Annotated in this window: 12 protein-coding genes; 5 read left to right on the top strand and 7 right to left on the bottom strand. The window is 36.7% G+C overall.

All coding sequences use genetic code 11. The features are described from left to right. Positions 1 to 207: 207 nt before the first annotated feature. Positions 208 to 1,413 (top strand): aspartate aminotransferase family protein, encoded by a 1,206-nt coding sequence (locus tag PL77_RS07175; protein ID WP_044203256.1) that lies wholly within the window; start codon positions 208 to 210, stop codon positions 1,411 to 1,413. Positions 1,414 to 1,607: 194 nt separating this feature from the next. Here the strand turns inward: PL77_RS07175 and PL77_RS07170 are convergent, their stop codons facing one another. Next, a complete protein-coding gene (locus PL77_RS07170; protein WP_044203253.1) occupies positions 1,608 to 2,294 on the bottom strand; it encodes a YjjG family noncanonical pyrimidine nucleotidase in 687 nt (228 codons plus the stop codon). 294 nt (positions 2,295 to 2,588) lie between these two features. Here PL77_RS07170 and PL77_RS07165 point away from each other — a divergent pair, with 294 nt between their 5' ends. Further along, positions 2,589 to 3,908, top strand: a complete 1,320-nt coding sequence (locus tag PL77_RS07165; RefSeq protein WP_044203251.1) for a dihydrolipoamide acetyltransferase family protein — start codon at positions 2,589 to 2,591, stop codon at positions 3,906 to 3,908. Positions 3,909 to 4,463: 555 nt separating this feature from the next. Continuing rightward, the gene (locus PL77_RS07160) at positions 4,464 to 4,844 is read left to right on the top strand and encodes a hypothetical protein (protein WP_044203249.1); all 381 of its coding nucleotides are present in this window, start codon (positions 4,464 to 4,466) and stop codon (positions 4,842 to 4,844) included. Between the two features lie 117 nt (positions 4,845 to 4,961). On the opposite strand, the gene PL77_RS07155 is transcribed toward PL77_RS07160, so the two are convergent. Beyond that, positions 4,962 to 5,537, bottom strand: a complete 576-nt coding sequence (locus tag PL77_RS07155; RefSeq protein ID WP_044203247.1) for a hypothetical protein — start codon at positions 5,535 to 5,537, stop codon at positions 4,962 to 4,964. 666 nt (positions 5,538 to 6,203) lie between these two features. Here PL77_RS07155 and PL77_RS07150 point away from each other — a divergent pair. After that, positions 6,204 to 6,602: a hypothetical protein gene (locus tag PL77_RS07150; RefSeq protein ID WP_044203245.1), complete on the top strand. Its 399-nt coding sequence runs from the start codon at positions 6,204 to 6,206 to the stop codon at positions 6,600 to 6,602. Between the two features lie 513 nt (positions 6,603 to 7,115). Here the strand turns inward: PL77_RS07150 and PL77_RS07145 are convergent. The 5 genes from PL77_RS07145 to PL77_RS07125 all read right to left on the bottom strand — a co-directional run bounded on the left by PL77_RS07145 (position 7,116) and on the right by PL77_RS07125 (position 18,372). Next, a complete protein-coding gene (locus PL77_RS07145) occupies positions 7,116 to 9,857 on the bottom strand; it encodes a fibronectin type III domain-containing protein (RefSeq protein ID WP_082026437.1) in 2,742 nt (913 codons plus the stop codon). 598 nt (positions 9,858 to 10,455) lie between these two features. Then, positions 10,456 to 11,565 (bottom strand): alpha/beta hydrolase-fold protein, encoded by a 1,110-nt coding sequence (locus tag PL77_RS07140; RefSeq protein WP_052444240.1) that lies wholly within the window; start codon positions 11,563 to 11,565, stop codon positions 10,456 to 10,458. 123 nt (positions 11,566 to 11,688) lie between these two features. Continuing rightward, complete coding sequence (locus tag PL77_RS07135; protein ID WP_156152281.1) at positions 11,689 to 13,551, bottom strand: hypothetical protein; 1,863 nt, start codon at positions 13,549 to 13,551, stop codon at positions 11,689 to 11,691. A gap of 246 nt (positions 13,552 to 13,797) precedes the next feature. Next, positions 13,798 to 15,315, bottom strand: coding sequence for a RagB/SusD family nutrient uptake outer membrane protein (locus PL77_RS07130; RefSeq protein ID WP_044203240.1), 1,518 nt, complete (start codon positions 15,313 to 15,315; stop codon positions 13,798 to 13,800). Positions 15,316 to 15,324: 9 nt separating this feature from the next. Then, complete coding sequence (locus PL77_RS07125) at positions 15,325 to 18,372, bottom strand: TonB-dependent receptor (protein WP_052444239.1); 3,048 nt, start codon at positions 18,370 to 18,372, stop codon at positions 15,325 to 15,327. 499 nt (positions 18,373 to 18,871) lie between these two features. Between PL77_RS07125 and PL77_RS07120 the strand changes: the two genes are divergently transcribed. Beyond that, on the top strand, positions 18,872 to 20,437 hold the full coding sequence (locus PL77_RS07120; protein ID WP_052444238.1) for a hypothetical protein: 1,566 nt from the start codon (positions 18,872 to 18,874) through the stop codon (positions 20,435 to 20,437). The last annotated feature ends 106 nt before the right edge of the window (positions 20,438 to 20,543 follow it).

Raw genomic sequence — 20,543 nt, 5'->3', positions numbered from 1 at the left:
TCTTTTTAAGTGAATTGTAAAGTAGTTACAGTATATTAAAACGCCTTTTCACCTACTCCGATTTCTCCCAAAAGACCAAACACTTCCGTAAAAAGACCAAAGTGGCTGAAAATCGACTTTTCGCAGTTAAATCAAATATTTATCGTTTAGAACTATTTAGTTTCAAGCATTTACACTGTTGTGTATCTTTGTAAAAAATAGAATTACATGGATATTTCAAATAAATCGAATAAAGATATATTCTTTGAGCATCAGGCACAGACTTCTCCTTATCCATTAGGGATTGAGGTAGACTATGCCAAAGGTGTTTATTTATATGATAAAGAAGGGAAGTCGTATATGGACTTGATTTCAGGGATTGCAGTCAACAACTTGGGACATGGTCACCCAAAATTGATTGAGGCGATCAAGGAACAAGTAGACAAATACCTATTTGTAATGGTATACGGCGAGATGGTGCAGAAACCTCAAATTGAGTTGACCAAAAGCCTTTTGTCTGTTTTACCGGATCAGTTGAACAGTACCTATTTTGTCAATTCGGGAACGGAGGCCAATGAGGCGGCATTAAAATTAGCCAAAAGATATACAGGGAGAACGGAATTAGTGAGTTTCAATAGGTCTTACCATGGTAATACCCACGGTTCATTGAGTGTTTCTGGAAATGAAGTGAAGAAGAATGCTTTCCGTCCGCTTTTGCCGGATGTTCGCTTTATTAATTTTAATGTAAAAGAAGACCTACAATATATTACAGAGAAAACGGCAGGTGTCATCGTTGAACCTATACAAGGTGATGCCGGCGTTCGTATTCCTGATATTGAATATATGCAAGCCCTTCGTGATCGATGTACGGAAGTAGGTGCTCAATTGATTTTTGATGAGATTCAAACAGGTTTCGGGAGAACGGGTAAATTCTTTGCCTTCGAACACTTTGGTGTCATTCCAGATATTTTGACAATCGCGAAAGGAATGGCAGGCGGAATGGCCATGGGCTGTTTTGTTTCTTCTGCTGAAAAAATGAAAGTGCTATCGCATGATCCCATCTTAGGTCATATCACAACTTTCGGTGGGCATCCGGTTTGTTGTGCAGCGTCTAATGCAGTGATTAATATTTTAAAGGAAGAAAAGATCATTGAAGACGTTGATCGTAAAGGACAAATCATTGAAGATCGATTGAAGTCGCATCCTGCGGTAAAAGAGATTCGTCGTAAGGGTTTGATGTTTGCCATCGATATGGAAAATTTTGAGTTAGTCAATAATGTAGTGACCACTTGCATAGAAAAGGGTGTCATCACCTATTGGTTCCTTTCTACTCCGTATGCTTTTAGAATTGCTCCTCCATTAACCATCACTGATGAAGAAATTCATAAAGCCTGTGATACGATTTTGGAGGCGATTGATGTGCATTATTCGTAATGACCACGTATTTTTTTGGTGGTTCGGCGGGGCACGTAGGGGCAGACCTATGTGTCTGCCCGCTGAACCACCAAAAAACATCATTGATTTCACCTACAATTGAAATGTGGGTAAAACCAACAATATAGAGGTTGATCATAAATGCCCCGAGGATAGACCGTTATTGATACACGGGCAGACACACAGGTCTGCCCCTACAGGTGATTCAATATTTCATTTAATTTTCTGACCTCCACATCTGCTTCCGATTCGCCATTTCCAAAATAAATCGTTTTCAAACCAAAATCTTTCGCACCTTTTATATCCGTAACCGGATTATCTCCTATCATTACGGATTCCTCTTTGCTCGCTCCTGCTTGATCTAAGGCATATTGAAAAATAGCAGGGAAAGGCTTTTTAGCTCCGCAGGATTCTGAAGTAACGATCACCTCAAAATAACCTCCCAAACCTGTTGAAGATAATTTGATAGCTTGTGTTTTATCAAAGCCATTGGTGATAATATGTAAAGTATATTTCTCTTTTAATGCTTCCAATAAAGGTATCGTCCCTTCCATTAAATGAGGTTTTGTCGGGCAGATTTCTAAATACTCATCACCGATATTAGGCGGGCAGTGCTTAACATCAATGCCTAATTTCTCAAATACCATCGGGAACCTTCTTAATCGGATATCTTCCTTTGTGACTTTATCAAAATTATAAAGTGCCCATAATTCGTGATTAGTACTTTTATAAGCTACTAAATACTCTTCTAAGGAAGTACCTAGTTTTCCTATTTCATATTTCTCAAATAATGCGATTAAGGTCTCTTCAGAGTTTTTTTCAAAGTCCCAAAGGGTGTGATCTAAATCGAAGAATATATGTTTGATTTGCTCTTTATTCATTGCTATGTATTTAAGGTGTAGACTTTCATTAAAGCATTAATTATGCAGTTTTGTTCTACTTTACTATTAAATATCTTAAATAATTTGATGATTTTAATCTATGAAATGAATTTCAGAATGTTTGGTTTAAGGACAATTTTGAGGGTTTTCTAAGAATTTTTAACAATAGAATTTTAAAATGACCTAATTAAATTTCTTTTAGTGTTAATTGAACACTAATTTTTTAACTACACTTTTATTACCTTTGCACAAAATCAATGTTTTCAAGAAAGACACAAGATCAACTAAATATATATGGCACAAGTAGAAATGGTTCTTCCTGCAATGGGAGAAGGCGTTATGGAAGCCACAGTTTTAGAATGGCTAAAACAAGAAGGAGATACAATTACATTGGATGAATCTGTAGTGGAAGTAGCTACTGATAAAGTAGATACAGAAGTTCCTGCAACAGTAGAAGGTGTAATTAAATCAATCTTAGTTCAAAAAGACGATGTCGTTCAGATTGGTTCTCCTATAGCTATTGTAGAGACTGAAGGTGGAGACGATGCTCCTGCTGAAGAACCCCTAAAAGATGTTGAGGAAGTGGCACAGACAATTATGTCTGATATCAATCAAGCAGCTTCTTTTCCAACTGAAATTAGTGCAAAAAGTGGAAATAGATTCTATTCTCCATTAGTTAGAAATATTGCTAAAACGGAAGGTATTTCACAAGAAGTTTTAGATTCGATTCCAGGTACTGGAAAAGATGGTAGAGTGACAAAAGATGATATCTTGTCATTCGTTAAAGATGGAGTACCTCAATCTGCTCCTACAAAAACGGTGACTCCAGCTCCTGTAGCTCAAACTTCTGCTCCAGCACCAGCTCCAAAGGTTGTTACGCCTCCTCCAGCTGTTGCGTTAGACAATGGAGATGAAGTGATCGAAATGGACCGAGTGCGTAAGATGATTGCCGATAGAATGGTAAGCTCTAAGCACACAGCTCCTCACGTGACTTCTTGTGTGGAAGCTGACTTAACTAATGTTGTGCTTTGGAGAAACAAACACAAAGAAAGCTTTAAAAAGAAAGAAGGTGCCAACCTTACTTTTATGCCGATCATTATCTCTGCGATTGCCAAAGCGATCAAAGAATACCCAATGATCAATGTACAAGTGGATGGTAGTAATATAGTAGTGAAAAAGGATATCAATATTGGTATGGCCGTAGCAATGCCAAATGGTAACTTGATTGTTCCTGTCATCAAAAATGCAGATCGCTATAGTTTAAGCGGATTAGCCATTAAGATTCAGGACTTATCGATCCGTGCTAGAGAAAACAGATTGAAGCCTGACGAATTACAAGGCGGTACTTACACTGTCTCTAACATTGGTTCATTTGGTAACACAATCGGTACGCCTATCATTCTTCAACCACAAGTGGCAATTATGGCTGTAGGTACGATCAGAAAGAAACCTGCTGTAATTGAGACGCCACAAGGTGATACAATCGGTATTCGTCAATTTGCTTACTTCTCTCACTCTTATGACCACCGTGTTGTTGATGGTGCACTTGGGGGTATGATGGTAAGAAAAGTTGCAGACATATTAGAAGGCTGGGATCTGAACCAAGAAGTTTAGTAGTATTATTCCAAGTTTTCAAACTTCAAAGAGAGGTGTTTTCGATCAAGAGAACACCTCTCTTTTCATTTATGAACACTCTTCTAAGAAGCTGTATCCAAAAACGGACACTTTTATGAAATTCACAAAATAATCATTCAATAAACATAAATAATTTAAAAATTAACAATATAATGGTTTAAAATTTACACATATATCAAAATTTAGATCTTTTTTTACAGTTCTGATAACAAACAACACCAATCAACAGACACCTCTTTTGTTTTATCGAAATAATCACACAAAAAAAATGGTGATCGCGATCATTTATTCTGATTTTTTATTGATCTAGATCAACATTTAGAATATTATTCCGCCATAAAAAGAGTAATTTGTACGTTTATGAACATATTGTTCATTAAAAGCACTGTTTTAAGTTTAAAATTTACACTTAAAACACCCCAACCAACAGTAAACAAACTCTATAACAGCAAGTTAACTTCTTTTGGCACATGATTAGTATTATTCTAAGCATCAGACAAAAAAAATAATTGCACTTTAAAATATATAGCTGTTATGAAAACTTTAAAATACTTCTTCGCATTTATCTTCGTAGCACTTGTTTCTTTAAATACAACATTTGCAGACAACGAAGACGAGATTACGAAACTAAGAGCTTCAGTAGAAAACGCCGACAATTGGTCAACGTATGCTGATGCAGCTGAAAGATGTATAGAGTTGAAGACTAACCTTAGCGAAGCTTACGTATGGTTAGAAACAGCAATTCAGATGTCTCCTAACGCTAGAAACTTCGAGTTAAGAGGAGATTATCTAAAACTAAATGGTGCTAAAGATATGGCGATTGAAGCCTACAGACAAGCCATTTTAAAAGGTATGAACGATGATTCTTTTGACGTAGAAAAAGTACAAAAGAAATTGTTGAAACTTGTAAAGTAAAAGATATAAAATAATTAATTGAATTGAGCTAGTATTAAATGCTGTTGGAGTTTTCCGACAGCATTTTTTTTGTTCAAAGAAGATGTATCTGTGCACTTTAAATCTTACTGAGCAAAATCAATTCAAGTCAAATTCCTTATTTGTGGGAATGATCTCAAATAGTTCATCCCAATAATATTGCTCCCATAAGTTTGATAACTCCGCATTACTCAAATCAGGAACATCGTTGTCTCCTTGTGTCATTACGCTAAGTAGCGCCTCCTCGTGTTCATCGTCTAGGAATACTCTCATCGTTTCGCCTTTATAGCCTCTATGATCTGTATTGAGCAATGTATGAGTTAATTCATGAGCAATCAGTTTTAACCCTACGCCATAATTCACATCAAAATCACGGCTTTGCATTTCTTTCCAGACTCTGGAGTTATTATAAACTACCAATTGCCTACAGTAAAAACATGCTTTTGCTAGAACATCTTTTTCATCTCCTATTTCTACGGAAAGTTCAATTGACTTATGGTTAAACCGGACATCTCTTTTGGAGGCTTCCTTCAAATATTTGTCCACGTAGGGTTTCAGTAAAAGGGCCTCAGAGGTTGTGTAGTCAATGTTTAAATCTTCGGGAGCTACATTGAAGTTAATCAAACTACAAGAAGCCAAAAATAAAGATAATAGAGTGTAGATAGTCGTTTTCATTTTATGTGTCGAGTTAGTGGTAGGGGTAATAATTTTGTTTCCTATAACAGCTAAAACTGTATGAAGTAATACTTGTTTAGAATATAGCAAAAAAAAGGGAAAAATGCTCAATTTATTCTATAAGAATGACCCCTCGGTTTTTGATTTTTGACACAAAAAAATCAGCTTTTCAAGCACTTTCAATGAGCACTTTTCAAAAGCGTACACATTACATTAATACAATTCAAAGAGGAAGAAAATTGAATGATTTGATAAAATAAAGACGATAAAAAAATATTTTTTTTACTATTCATAAAAAACAACCCTAAAAATTGCAATTTTAGCAATACCTATCTATCTCTTTCAAACCATTTCAATAAAACGGGAAAATACCAAACTTCAAAACAGAATAAAAACAACGCTAAACGTATATAAATTAGAATATTATTTTAAATAATTGTAAATAAAAACACAAAACAGAATAATATTTTAAATCAATCAGAAAAAAATGATCGATTGCGGACAGATTGTTCAAATACGTAATAACATTTACGTCCTAATTACACTTAAAAAACAACACACCCTATCTAACACACTCAACAACAGCGTCTTAACCTAAAATGGCAAGCGTTTAGTATTAAGTAATAATGTAATTAAATGATACAAGAAAACACAATATATATAGTCATGAAATCTTTAAAACAACTTTTAGTTCTAGCGTTATTTGCAATCATCACTGTAAATCCTTCTTTCGCTAATCCTACTGATAACGAAGATAATGAGATTGACAAATTACGTGCTGCAGTTGAAAATGCAACAGCTACTGATTGGGAAGCTTATGCTGATGCGGCTGATAGATGTATCGAATTGAAAGCCAACTTAAGTGAAGCTTATGTTTGGATTGAAAAATCAATTGCGATTAACGAAAATGCTGAAAACTTAGAGATCAAAGGAGATTATTTAGCACTAAACGGTGCTACGGACATGGCCATCGAAACTTACAATAAGGCTATTTTAGCTGGAATGCTTGCTGGAGAAGATGTTTCTAAAGTACAAAAGAAAGTATTGAAAATGTCTCGCCGCTAAGCACAACCAACAATATCACATACTAATACTAGACACGAGCAATAGATAAAGCCTTCAAGTACACACTTGAAGGCTTTTTTATATTATCATACTAATCTGCAAACTAAGTTTTCGTCAAATTTTATTCAATATTTCTGCAAGCTTTTATGTTCCACTTCCAAGCTTCCTTCTTCTTCATTTTTCCATTAATGAAAAACGAAGCAAAAAATCTAGGCTTAGAAGTCAAAAGCTAAATTCCATTCCTCTTACCTATTGAAAAGAATAACTCGATCAAAACTTCATCGTTTTGAGATGCTCCAACAAGAAAATCATTTTTAACGGCTCGATTCATGAAATTCTTAACGCTTTTCCCTTCAAGGCCGGGGGGAAGTACTACCAAACTAAAATGGTAGAAAGCTTACTGGCGCGAAGGTTAAGCGTTAGCGGCATTCGTGTCTCACTAATCATCAGAAATCTCTCGATTTCTAAATGCCATAAATATTCGAAAGCTTAGTTTACTAATCTACTATCTATTTACTTATTGAGTAGTATTTTACGCACTGTAGCATTGCCATTAACATCAAAAAACTTCAACAAATACACTCCTTTTTCTTGATCGTTGAGTGATATTTTTTCACGAGCACTATCTAAATCAATAGATAGAATTTCTCTTCCTAACGCCGTGTAAATGGTCAAATGATGGTAATCTTCCGGCTTTTCTAGGTTGATGATGCCCGTACTTGGATTAGGGTATATTTTGAGCTGATCAGCCTGTTCTAAAAACTGTTTCCTTTGGTTGCTTTGTGATAAATAATAGCTACCTTTTTGAATAATGTAAGCGATGTCATTTCCTGCTTGCAAGTTTTGAAGGCCAATCACAAGCTGTCGGTTACTACCCAATACTGAAGCTTCATTTTGCATTATTCCTGTGGTGGTATTGAAAGAAGTTACGTAATACAGTTCATTTTCCACACCACTGATGGTCATGTTCGGAGATCGTGTTGTGGTTGATTTATTGTAAAAATAAGCGAACATTTTTTCTCCTGCTCTCACTCCCATTTTATCAATATTGTTATTGCCAGTAATAGTCAACGTTTCTTCCTGATCATTCATCGATTGAAGCATAATATCAGAATAGGCTGCAACAGAAGTCAATTCGTCATTGAAGCCCTCATAAGTAAAATCTTCCCACCACCATGTCATAGGTAAAATGGGCGTAGGCTGGAATAATGCGGTCCATAATCCTCTATGAAATGACTTTTGGTAATCAGCCATCGTTTGTGAAGTGGGAGCTACCCAATCATCTGCAAATTCTCCTGCTACATAAGGTTTATTGTAACGATCTGTGAGGGTTTGAATGGCTGAAATTACTCCTTCAACTGGGCCGTAAGGGTGACTTTGAATCAAGTCCAAGTTGGGTTGATGAAACATATTATTGATCTCCGCTCCTGTGATGCTTGTGGTTACAATATGATTGTAAGGGTCAATGGATTTCAAATAAGTGCTCATCTCATTGTGCCAAGCTTCAATGTCATTGGCATTAAAGTTTTCGTCTCGGATCAGGTTGTCCACCTCATTGAATAATTCAATAGCACCAATATTTGTATGATAACCCCATCTTGCTATGATGTATCTTAATCTATTTTTGTAAAGTTGCTTGGCACTTTCATTCGTAAAAAATGCTTTATGGTCAGAGATTGGACCGCCATTACCTGAGTAATAATTATGATCCCACCAATAATTATTTCCTCCCCAATAGTCGGGTTCTTCTAATAGTGCTCCGTGATAATCCAAAGTTAGCATGATGTAAATTCCATTTTGAGAAGCTTGATCCAACATCCAATCCATTCGAGCAATAGCAGATGAATTGTAGGTTTCGTTTCCATCGGTGTATCTTCCAAAGTCGGTCTTTTTCCATTCCAATGGAAGGTTCCAAGGGCACATCCATGTTCTGATGAAGTTGGCATTTTTGCTTTTCATCTGCTGGAAGAAATAATCGTAGGTGAAAGTTTGATCATCTCCTAAATCCAAACGGGCTTCCCATGCGAAGTTCTCTCCTATTCCTCTAAACTTACGATCTGAATCAAACTTCAGGTTATAAAAAGAGGCCTCATTGGTATGTAAAAACCCATCGTTGTAAGAATTGTTGACTGTGAAAGTATAAACACCGGAACGTTGTGAGTTTTGCGTTTTCTCTACATCTATCACTAACTGATATTGCCCTGTTTCCTGGGGTGTGAATCTTCCTTTCCAAAGGGAGTTTCTAGAAACACCTGAGTAATAAAAACAAGGGACTACCAACTCTTTTCCGCTAGGAGTAATCAAGACCATATCCGTTTTGATATTGTTGGGGTTGTAGGGATCTGAATATCGTGCATTCAATTGAATGTCCACTTCCAGGTCATCATAGAGGTTCATGCTTGTTTTCTGCAAACTGACTGAAGTGATAAAGTTCCCATTACCCATGTTTTGGGTTGTGGCATTGACAGTGTTACTTTTCCCTGATTCGTTCCCTACCAAATCATAAGCACTGACGGTAAAAGTGTAATTGCTATTCGCATTGAGTTGTGATACCTCGAAGGAAGTGGTATTAGAACGACCTACTTCTATATTATTCTTATATATCACATAACCTATCACTCCTACATTATCAGAGGAAGCATTCCATTGGAGAGATACACTTTTGGAAGAGGTGTTAGTGACGGATAAACTTTGAGGTTGTGTTGGGCGAGTGGTATCAACGTTTTGTTTTGCTTTTACAAAGTCATCTAAATACCATTCAACCCCTGCCGTAGTGGAAGTATAATCAAAAGTGATGATCATTTTTCCATAGCTACCATTGGTTATTCCAGAGAAGTCAAACGTTAGTTCTTCCCACTGATTGGTGGTTGATGGGGTGGCATACCTCGCTACATAACTTCCCGAGGGACCATCTTCAAACTTCATCATTATGGTTCCAACCGCCGATGTTCTGACTTTGAGTTTATAAACAGGATAGTTCTCAAAATCCATTTCTTCTGAGAGGTTCAATGAAAGAAAATCCCATTGGTAAGCTGTAGATACAAATTTCCCCACTTGTGATGATGAGTTGACAGCATCTTGACTGGGATTGTTGACGGTGGTGTAACTTGCATTGTTACTGGCTTGAAAGTTTAAGGTGCTTTGTTCCCAATCGGAAAGAAATACTCTTTGATGAGCGTTGGTTTCTAAATTGCAAAGTGCAAGAAGAAGAGAGGTCATCAATAAAAATTGAACCTTAGTAGTAATACATTTCATGTGCTAGTTGATTTAAGAAGGAATTGGTGAAGATTCTTTTGTAAACTAATTTATCATCAACTTTCGAGGTTCTACTTCCAAGCTTCTTTCGTCTTCATTTTTCCATTGATGAAAAACGAAGCAAAAAAATACTGGCGCGAATGTTAAGCGAAAGCGTCATTCGTGTCCTACAGATCATCAGAAATCTCCTGATTTCTACAACAAAAAGTATAGGTAAATTAGTTGACAGTGTAAATAAGGTATTTAAGAATTGAGTTCCTAAAGTGGTTTTTATGGTGGTTTGTGAGCCACAAGGTATTGTGGCTCTACATAACAATACCTTTTCAATTTAGCAATCAATATCAAGTGAAAGTACCCTCCTGTAGAGATGCAATGCTTTGCGTCTCACGAACCACTTTTATAACCAATATCATTCTTCATAAAAGTACCAATTACATTATCAGCATTCATCCAAATCCTCAAGTAATAATTTATTTTTGTAACGAACCAATCATTTGGCTCAATGTTACCATTCACAAGATCTAAGATTTTAAAGCTTTAATCGCATACTATTTTATTGATAATCAATACTATTCTGAAAGGGTTTAAATGATTTATTCTAATCATCTAGGTCCTTAAAAAGTAAAGGGGCAATCATCAATAAATTTTCTCTCCAAACTTTATAAGTATGTCCTCCAGAAGTGGATTTGAATTGATAAGAAATACCTGCTTTATCAAATAGGGCCAGTGTCTCCATCCCATTCTCATAAGCATGATCTTCTTGTCCTCCTTGAGTAAAATAGAGCAACTTATTATGTTTATTAAAACGGTTTGAAATTGCTTTAACTTGTCGCTCTCTTAATGCTTTATCATCCACAATTCCTCTCGCTTTTTTCCAAGAATCGCTTAACCACCATCCAGAGCTTAAAACCCCAACATAATCAAATTGATCAGGATGATACATAATCACTTCTAAAGTTTCTAGCCCACCCATAGACAGACCAATAATTGCTCGTTGGGAAGATGTCGTTTTTACTTTATAAGTATCTTCAATAAATGGGATAATATCGTTGATTAATTCGTCTTTGAATATAGGAACCCTGCCCAATATGTGTTCTGTTTCTATTGTTCCATTTGGCATTACAACCACCATCGGTTCAATTTTACCTTCAGCAAGTAGGTTGTCTAAAATGTTACCAGCACACCCTGCGTTAGACCACGAAAGGTCATTTCCACCTCCTCCATGAATCAAATATAAAACAGGTAATTCTTCTATTGATTTTTCATACCCAAAAGGAGTCCATACATGCAGTCTTCTTGTTTCTTGTAAAGTACTCGAATAATAGTATCGTTTTGACAATGCCCCATGTTTCACATTTTCCTTTAAAGAGTAGAAATTTTCTTTCGTTTTCACCTCAAAAGTCGGTGTACTTTCTCTCATCAATGGTGATTGAGGATCAACTACTTTCATTCCATCCACCTCAAAATAATAAGTATAAATTCCATCATCAACATTATACCAAAAGCCTTCCCAAACGCCAGTGCTATCTTTTATAAAATCTACTTTATCCCACTTATCATACGATTTTAATTCAATGTGGCTCGCCTCAGGAGCATAAATTCGAAAAGCTACTTTTTTATCAGGGTAAACTTCTGTTGAGAGATAATTTTGAGCAATTAGTTGATGGAGTATCAAATTAAACAAGAAGAAAATAAATATTTTTTTCATTGGAATAGTTTTTTAAAAATAAGGCACTACCCAAAAAGATTGAATAGCGCCCGATAGTATGAAATGTTTAGTTAAGAGAGACTAGACTTACTTCCCTAATCTCTCTTTCACTTTTTATTGAAATTACTTGTCTGTAATTCTATAGTAAACCTCTCCTACTCCATCAACATTGAATTTGATTTGGAAATCGAAATCCCCTTTAGAGTTCCAAAGGTTTGTTTTAGAATAAGTGATAGTTCCACCGTCTTCTGTATTGATCACCATATTTCCGACAGGAGCACCCCACTCTTCACCTGTTACAGTGTAAGTAAATGTACCTGATTTGATAGTATACTCACCTACATCAAATGTTCCATCTGCACCGTAGTCTACCGTGATTTTACCTGTGTACACCTGATCATTTTGCTCTACTTCTGAGAAAGTAATTACATCGTTATCCGCTGCTTGTGAATCACTATAACGTTGATGTCCTTGATCGTCATCACTGTTCCAATAGTAAGTGTTCAATAACACTCCTTCTCTGGCAGTCCATCTTCCTTCAGGGAAAATACCATCAGGATCTGGCGTTGGATCAACAGGAGTTTCACCGTCACATGGTTTAGTTCCTACAAAGTTTCTTACGAATTTGTACCAGTGTGCCTCTTGGTCACTTCCTGCAAAACCACCATTAAATTTTAATGTGAAATTATCCGCTCCGCTACCTTCTACAGCGTTTGGTACTTCAAGTTCAGTACCGTCAGTAGCAATAAACTTCATTGTCCAGAATTCTCTACTATCTGTATTATCTGGGTTTTGTAAGATTTTTAATTCGAATGTTCCGCTTTCAGGGAAAACTACCCAATCCGTACCGTTTCCGTTGGTAAGGATGCCGTCAGCCCCTGCCAAGTATTGGAAATCACCTGATAAAATACCTGTTGATGTATCGAATGATTCATTGCTGAAACGTAAGATATTATCATAATCATCGCAGATACCAGCGTCTCCACCTGGCCAGAACCCAATGTCTTCAATTCCCCAATCACCATTTAATGAAATTGGCGAGTACTCTGGAATGACAGGATCTTTGTCCTCTTCCTCCTCTTCGTCTGGAAGTGAAGCACCCTCACGTACGATTGTATACCAAACTTTTTTACCGTAGTTTAATTCCAACTCATTGTAGTTACAATCTTGCCATCCTAGCTCATATGCTTCTGGAGCAAAAGCCAATTGGAATACCGAGTAATCTTCAGTATCTACCCACTCAATTGGAAGCGTTGTTTCTGTAGCATCTTCTTGTGTCAGAACGATGGTATTATTGGTTAAATCCAATACCCACTCAAATTCCCCTTGAGGCATTCTTCCATAATATGGTGCATAATCAAGGTCTGGTCCTAAACAAGCACCTTCTAATACAAATGTTTCAAACTGACCGTCTGTACCTGCAGAGTAAGTTCCTGAACCATAAAGATTACCCACTTCATCAACACCTTCTGTCATAAATTCTAACTCATTGTCTGTCGCAGCTCCTGCTCCTGGTAGTGTCCACTCTACATCTTTTACACCTTCCCAGCCCCAGCTTTCGCCTTCACCGATAAAGTAATGGAATTCCATAGGTTTGCCTACTTTCCACTTACCTTGTAATTTATTGTCAAATGACTCTACAGTCAATACCCAATCTCTAACGGACCCAGTTTCTGAAGTGACTTGATATGTAAACGTTCCAGATGATAAGTCCACTGCTTCACCCGAAGCCGGATAAATAGTGGCTCCATAAGAAACTTCAATCACTGGAGTAACACTTGTAAGGTCCATCCCATCAATTACAAAGATGGTAAAGTCACTTTCATTGGGTGTTCTATTGATCTCTGCCGGACCAATTTGAAGACCATCAATGAAGTAAGAAATAATAGCTCTTTCACTTGTCAAAATCTCATTGGGGTTGTTGGGTTGACAACTCAATATCCCCATTAAGCAAGCGAATAGAATGAAGTTTTTTATATTTTTCATAAAGCTTGAAATTTTGTCGAATAGATTATTCAGATTTTTATGCTAAATAAACTGTAATGTGAATGCTGTGCTGCGGGCACCATGACTGAAGTCATGGGCAGGTGGTATTAACTTCAACAACACTAAAGTGTTATTTTATTTTTAAGCTTCAAGACTTTAGTCTTGTTAGATTTACATATCACCTGCCCATAGTTTTAACTATGGTGCGAGAACCAAACGCTCACAATAGTTCTATACAAAGTATATCTAGTTGATTTCAGGATTCGTATCCACTTCAATCAATGGGATATCAAAATAATATACCCCTGAAGTCATTGGCTTTCCGTATTCATCTCCCAATACTCTTTCCATACTGTTTGTTCGTCTTAGGTCGAATAAACGTTTTCCTTCAAATGCCAACTCTCTACCTCTTTCTTCAAGGATATACGCTCTGAATTCCTGAAGGCTCATCCCTCCTGCAAGTGGCGATAAACCTGCTCTTCCTCTGATTTGATCCATCAATGCATACGTTTCTGCATTAGGTCCTAAGGCTTCACAATACACCATCATGATATCTGTATATCTCAAAATTGGTGTATCACATGTAGCTTGTTGACCAACCATATCTGGGTCTAAAAATTTCATAGGGAAAGTGGATTGAAGTCCTCCACCTGGGTAAACCAATTCTCTGTCTTCGCCATTATCTCCAGCTCCTGGAAGTGTGACTTTATTGACGATCATTTCTAGGCTTCCTCTACGATCATTTTCATCATAGTTTGCCACAAAATCATCTTCAATCCAAAGGTGTTCCCAACCACCACCTGGTATTGAAGTACCATTAGGTAATATGATTTCAGACACTCCTTCAGCCCAAGGCATAAATAACATTGGAAGTTTTGTGTATTCTCCCTCAATCAATCCATTTCTATCTGATGCTGCAACGAAAATGTGTTCTTTGGCTGTCTGTCTATTATTGACATTCCATGTTTCCATTAAGTCATTTTCGAACGTAAACTCTGATTGTTCTTGAAGTACTTTTTTAGCATAATCTGCAGCCATTGTATAATTTTCATCTGCATTGCTTACCCATTCGTACCCTGTCACACCTGTATTTTTAGCTGAGGCTAATTGTAAATATACTTTAGATAAGAGCGCCCAAACTGCTGTTTTATTCGCTCGTCCGTATGCTCTTTGTGTTGAAAGTACTTCTTCTGCTTCTGTTAAATCTTTAAGAAGAAAATCATATACTTCTTCCATCGAAGAAATGCCTTTGCTTACCTGATCTTTTGATGACACTTGCTCTTCTCTAATGACAACATCACCAAAAAAACGTACAAGGTTAAAGTAATGTAATGCTCTTAAAAATTTGGCTTCACCAATTACTTCTGCTCTTCGTGTTTCATCCATGTCCGTTATATCTGGCACGTTCTGAATCACGGCATTGGCTCTGTTAATCCCCAAATAAGGGTAGCGCCACATATCTTCAACAATTTGATTGTTATTCAACACTTCCAAACGATCCAAAGCATGTTGATCAGCCCCTGCATCAGGTTTGATGGTTAGTGTTTCTGTTGGTACTTCTGTGGCAATAATGAAGTGTCGAGAGTAATATTCAATATCTGTATTGACCGAATAAACATAAGCAAGTGCCGACTCTCCATCAGCGGCTGACTTATAAAAGTTTTCATTGGACAAGAACCCTTTTGGTTCTTCGGTAAGGCTACAACCTGTAAATGCCAATGTAGCAGCAGCCGATAGTATTATATTTTTGATTGTTAATTTCATTTCACTCTACTATTTAAATGACACGTTCAAACCTAAAGAGTAAGTTGTTGGCATTGGGTAGTTACCCCAGTGCATACCATCTCCACCAACTTCTGGATCATATCCGTATTGGAAATCCGAGAATACAATAGGATTATCAATAGATGTATACACTCTTAATCTGTCCATCCATTTAATATTTTCACTATTGAAATTATAACCGATATTGATGTTTTGTATTCTTAAATAAGAACCATCTTCAATCCAATAATCTGAAGCCTCATAAGCTCTTGAGCTGTTCATGCTTGGGTACTCATTACTAGGGTTGTCAGGTGTCCAACGTTGTAAATAAGCTGCACCACTAAACTTCGTATTATTAAATACTTGGTTGCCTTTTACACCAGTAAACAATACAGATAAATCAACATTTTTATATCTCAATCTAGTGCTGAAACTATAGATAAATGTAGGGTTGGGATCACCAATCACCGTTCTATCTTTCTCATCTACCACACCATCACCATTAATGTCTACATACTTGATCTCACCTGGTCTTGCTCTAGAGCCTGTAAGACCTGCTTCTAATCCTTCCTCAAAAGTTTGAATAATACCGTCTGTTTTATAGCCATAGAATACTCCGATAGGTTGTCCTTTTATCGTCGAAGTAACAAAAGATCTAAATTTTTCCACAGTGCCTCCATACTGCTCTACTTCAAGATCATTTCCTGTTTCAACCACTTCATTTCTATTGTGGGAAATCATACCTTTTACACTCCAATCCCAATCCTTCTTTTCAACAAGGGCTAAATCCAAACTCAGCTCAACACCTTGATTTAAGATATCTCCATCATTGACCCATATCTGATCATAACCTGAACTTGGAGCAATACGCTGTTCTCTCAAAAGGTCATTAGTATACTTATGATACACTTCTGCTGTCAACATTACTCTTGATTTGAATAGTCCTAAATCCACACCAATATTGGTGGTAGTGGTAGTCTCCCATTTCAAATCTTGGTTCGACATTCCTTCCCATATTTTGTAGACACCATCACTCGTATAAGAGTAGGCTCCTGGACCAAAACCAACAGCAAAAGTCCCATCTGCATTAGTTGTAGGGTAACGTCCTGTACCATAACGTTCATTGATTCTATACGCTGGTAAACCTTGGTTTCCTGCTTGTCCCCATGAGGCTCTAAGTTTTAATTGAGAAACAACCTCTGAGTTTTTCAAGAAAGCCTCGTTCTGTAGATTCCAACCTACAGCTACCGACGGGAAATACCCCCATTTATTATTGGCTCCAAACTTTGAAGAACCATCCGCACGCATTGTTGCAGTAATCAAGAAGCGATCATCGTAAACATAATTCAAACGACCAATACCTGATAATAAAAGACTTGACACATAATCATTAGTGACTGAACTGCTTTCGGCCGAGTTTAAATCCTGATTTGCTAAGTTATCATTCACAAAACCTCTACCTGTCAATGCACTTGTTTTTCTTGTATAACGTTGAGCACTCCAGCCTGCCATAGCACTGATACGGTGTTTATCGTTGATACTCTTAGAGTAATTGAAATACGTTTCAGACAATAGATCAAGATCGTTGTAATTTGAAAGTGATCCATATCCAACAAACTCAGCACCATTCCATGTTTTCCCTATTGGTTCATACTGGTCTGTAATGCTATTCCCTGACTTCACGTTCATTGTTGTCTTTAATTCCAAACCTTCCATGATTTTCAAATTCACATACATGTTGGTGATGAAATCTTGTCCGTGACTGTTGTTCAATACATCATTGGCCCATACCATAGGATGGTAGAAATCTTGTGCACCGATAAAGAAGTAAGAACCATCTTCATTGTAAGCTGGGAATACTGGTGATCTACCAATTCCTGATGTTGAATTTGCATTACGATTAGTGTAGTTATAAATGACATTCACACCAGCTGTTAAGTTTCTATAGATTTTTTGGTCCAAAGAAACTCTCATATTATATCTACTATAATCATCTCCGATATTGATACCATCTTGTGCCAAATACCCTAAAGAGAAATAGTATTTGGTGTTTTCATTACCACCACTCGCAGAAACGTTATGGTCTTGTGCTAACGCATTACGGAACACTAAATCTGTCCAATCTGTTGATGTTCCCCAAGCACCACTTGCAATTTCACTTACTGAAGGGTAATAAGTTCCTTGGAATGTTTCTCCTACATAAAACGGTTGTAACCCTGCATTTACTCTTCCCTCATTTTCAATCAGGGCAAATTGTGCTGGATTTGTAATCACATTATAGTCACTTGGTGGTGTTGCTACTGAAACTCTAGAATTTACATCTATCTTCATTTTACCCCCTGTACCTTTTTTGGTTGTGATCATGATCACACCATTGGAACCTCTTGAACCATAGATTGCTGCCGATGATGCATCTTTCAATACTTCAATCGACTTAATATCATTGGGATTAATTTGTTTTAGATTACCTGCATTACCAATAGGGAAACCATCTACAACTAAAAGAGGGCTACTGTTTACACTAAAAGAGTTTAAACCTCTTAATCTTACATCTACATCACTTCCGGGTTGTCCTGAAGAATTTATGATTTGTAAACCTGCTGCTTGACCTTGTAATAATTGTTCTACATTGGCTGCTGGTCGCTGAGGAATATCTTCCATCTGTACCTTGTTAACTGCACCCGTTAAGTCACTTTTTTTCATGGTACCGTAACCCACTACCACAATTTCTTCTAATTGTTCAGCATCTTCTTTTAAACCAATGTTTATTGTTGATTTTGTTCCAACGTAAACTTCTTCAGTTAAAAAACCGATATAAGAAAAAATCAGTGTGGTATTATCATCAGGAACTGTCAATGTAAAGTTGCCATCAAAATCCGTCAAAGTTCCTATTGACGTACCTTTGATCAATACATTGGCACCAATTAGCGGTTGGTCCTCTGAGGTTACATTACCTTTTACTACCCTCTCCTGAGCAAAAAGTGTCAGTGAGGTGAATGTCAGAATGATCGACAGAACTACTTGTAGTTTTTGTCTTGAATAGAGTATGCCTTTCATTTCATTGAATAGTAATAAATGTGTTCTATCAACAAGTGAGAGCTTTCACTTGAGACATTTAATAAAAAATTCTGTTGTCGTCGTCAATACAATAGCAATAATAGTAGACGATACACTTTTCAAAAAATCACATTCATAATAGTACAACCAATAGATAATAAAGTATCAGAATTTTATTTATCGGTAAATGACAATTATGAACCTAAAAAATTAAAAATAGAGCTTAAAAAACATTCAAATATCTAAAAAACAGTGTTTTACAAATAAAAAACATTGCAAACACATGTGAAGATTCTACTTTTTTTCATTTTCAAATTAATTTACCCCTAGATTTTTATAATACATTTCTGTTTATGTATTATACTTTTTTGAAGTAAATTATAACTTTAATTACGGGTTAAAGATATTGCACAGGTGAAAGTTTTACAACACAATATGGATAACATTGTAAACCTTTTTTGAAATGAAATTTTTTGATAGCAACCGACTTATATTCTAAATGAAACTATTATCGCAACTTATTTTTTCTGGATTAATAGCTAGTAGCTTTTGGGCTTGTACTCCCGAAGAGCAACATCAGTATTATGCAGAAATTGAAACCGACAATTTTATTAGCCAAAATTTTATAGGAAACGGAATCCAATGGGCAGCTTATCCTCATGCTGACGGTCCTAATTCTGAATGGGGAGACATTATCACTCCTGCAAAATGGGATACGCTTTATCAACGTTTGGACTACATGCAACCTCAAACGATGAGGGTATTAGACCAAGCCAATTGGAGGTATTATAAGGGAAGAGATAAAAAAGGAAATCCGATTTTTGAAGTGGATAATCCTGAAATGAAAACTTTATATAAGGTATTGGATTATTGTCAATCGAGAAATGTAGATGTTGTTTTTGGAGAATGGGGTACACCATTTCATGTACATGATTTGGATACCAAAAATGCCAAAATCAATAAACTTGAAAATGCTTATGACCCGCAGTGGATTGAGATGATTGGGAGATATGTGGAACACCTTATTAAAGAAAAAGGGTACACTTGCATCAAGTATTATAATCATATCAACGAACCCAACGGTGATTGGGCTTCTACAGATGGTAACTATTCGGAATGGAAACAAGGTGTAGTTGCACTCCAAAAGGAATTTGAGAAAAGAGGTTTAGATCAATATTTGACGATTACAGGCCCTGGTACTGTACCGCAATACACTAAGAAAGGATTGGAGTATACGGGTGAAGATTGGGTCACAAAAACCATTGCCGACATTGACACCATCATCGGTGCTTACGAGATCCACACTTATTTAGGAACTGAAAACACAAGAAATGGTAAAGCGGCGGAATCTATGCATATGCTCAAAGATATGCCTGAGGTACAAAAAACAGGTAAACGTTTCTTTGTGGGAGAAATTGGTGTAAAAGACGATTGGGGTACAAAACAACAAGAACTGAATGTTGAAGCAGCAAAGAAAGACGGTTATGCTTCTATTTATGATTCTCAAATGGCCGTATACACTTATCAGTATGGCGTTGATATGACAGATGCTGTTATTCAATTAATGAACGCCGGTGCTCAAGGGATGATTGCTTGGGATTTGGACGATGCAATGCACACTAAAGATGACCTAGGCAAGATCAATCAACTGAAGCGATGGGGATGCTGGAATATTCTTGGCAGAGAGTTAATCGACAGACCGGAAGATGAAAATATCCGTCCTTGGTATTACCCTTGGTCGTGGTTGTGTAAGTTCTTCCCAAAAGGTATGGACATCTTAAATATGGAGAGCAACCTGCCTGAAGGCGTACGCATGACAACGGGTAAATTGAAAGACCAGTATACCATTATGATGGTCAACAACTCTGCAACTCCTCAAGAGGTATTTGTAAATGCTTCCATTAAAAAAACTACAGCTTTAAAGCAATTAAAATATACTGCAGATCAATACAAACTAAATAAAGAAATGGGCAGACCTGTATTGAAAGACATCAACTTTGATTTGAAAGAAGGTGGTGTAGTTCAGCTTCCAGCACACTCAGTGATTGTATTGAGTAGTTTATAAAAATACTGATGCAACGTGCACCATGGCTAAAGTCATAGGCTAGTGATACCAACTCCAACAACACTAAAGTGATGTTTCCGCTTTTAACCTTCAAGACTTCAGTCTT

This window comes from Flammeovirga sp. OC4 (assembly GCF_000812565.1).
GTDB lineage: Bacteria > Bacteroidota > Bacteroidia > Cytophagales > Flammeovirgaceae > Flammeovirga.
The sequence above is the reverse complement of the archived record's forward strand: the minus strand, read 5'-3'. Positions and strand labels throughout refer to the sequence as shown.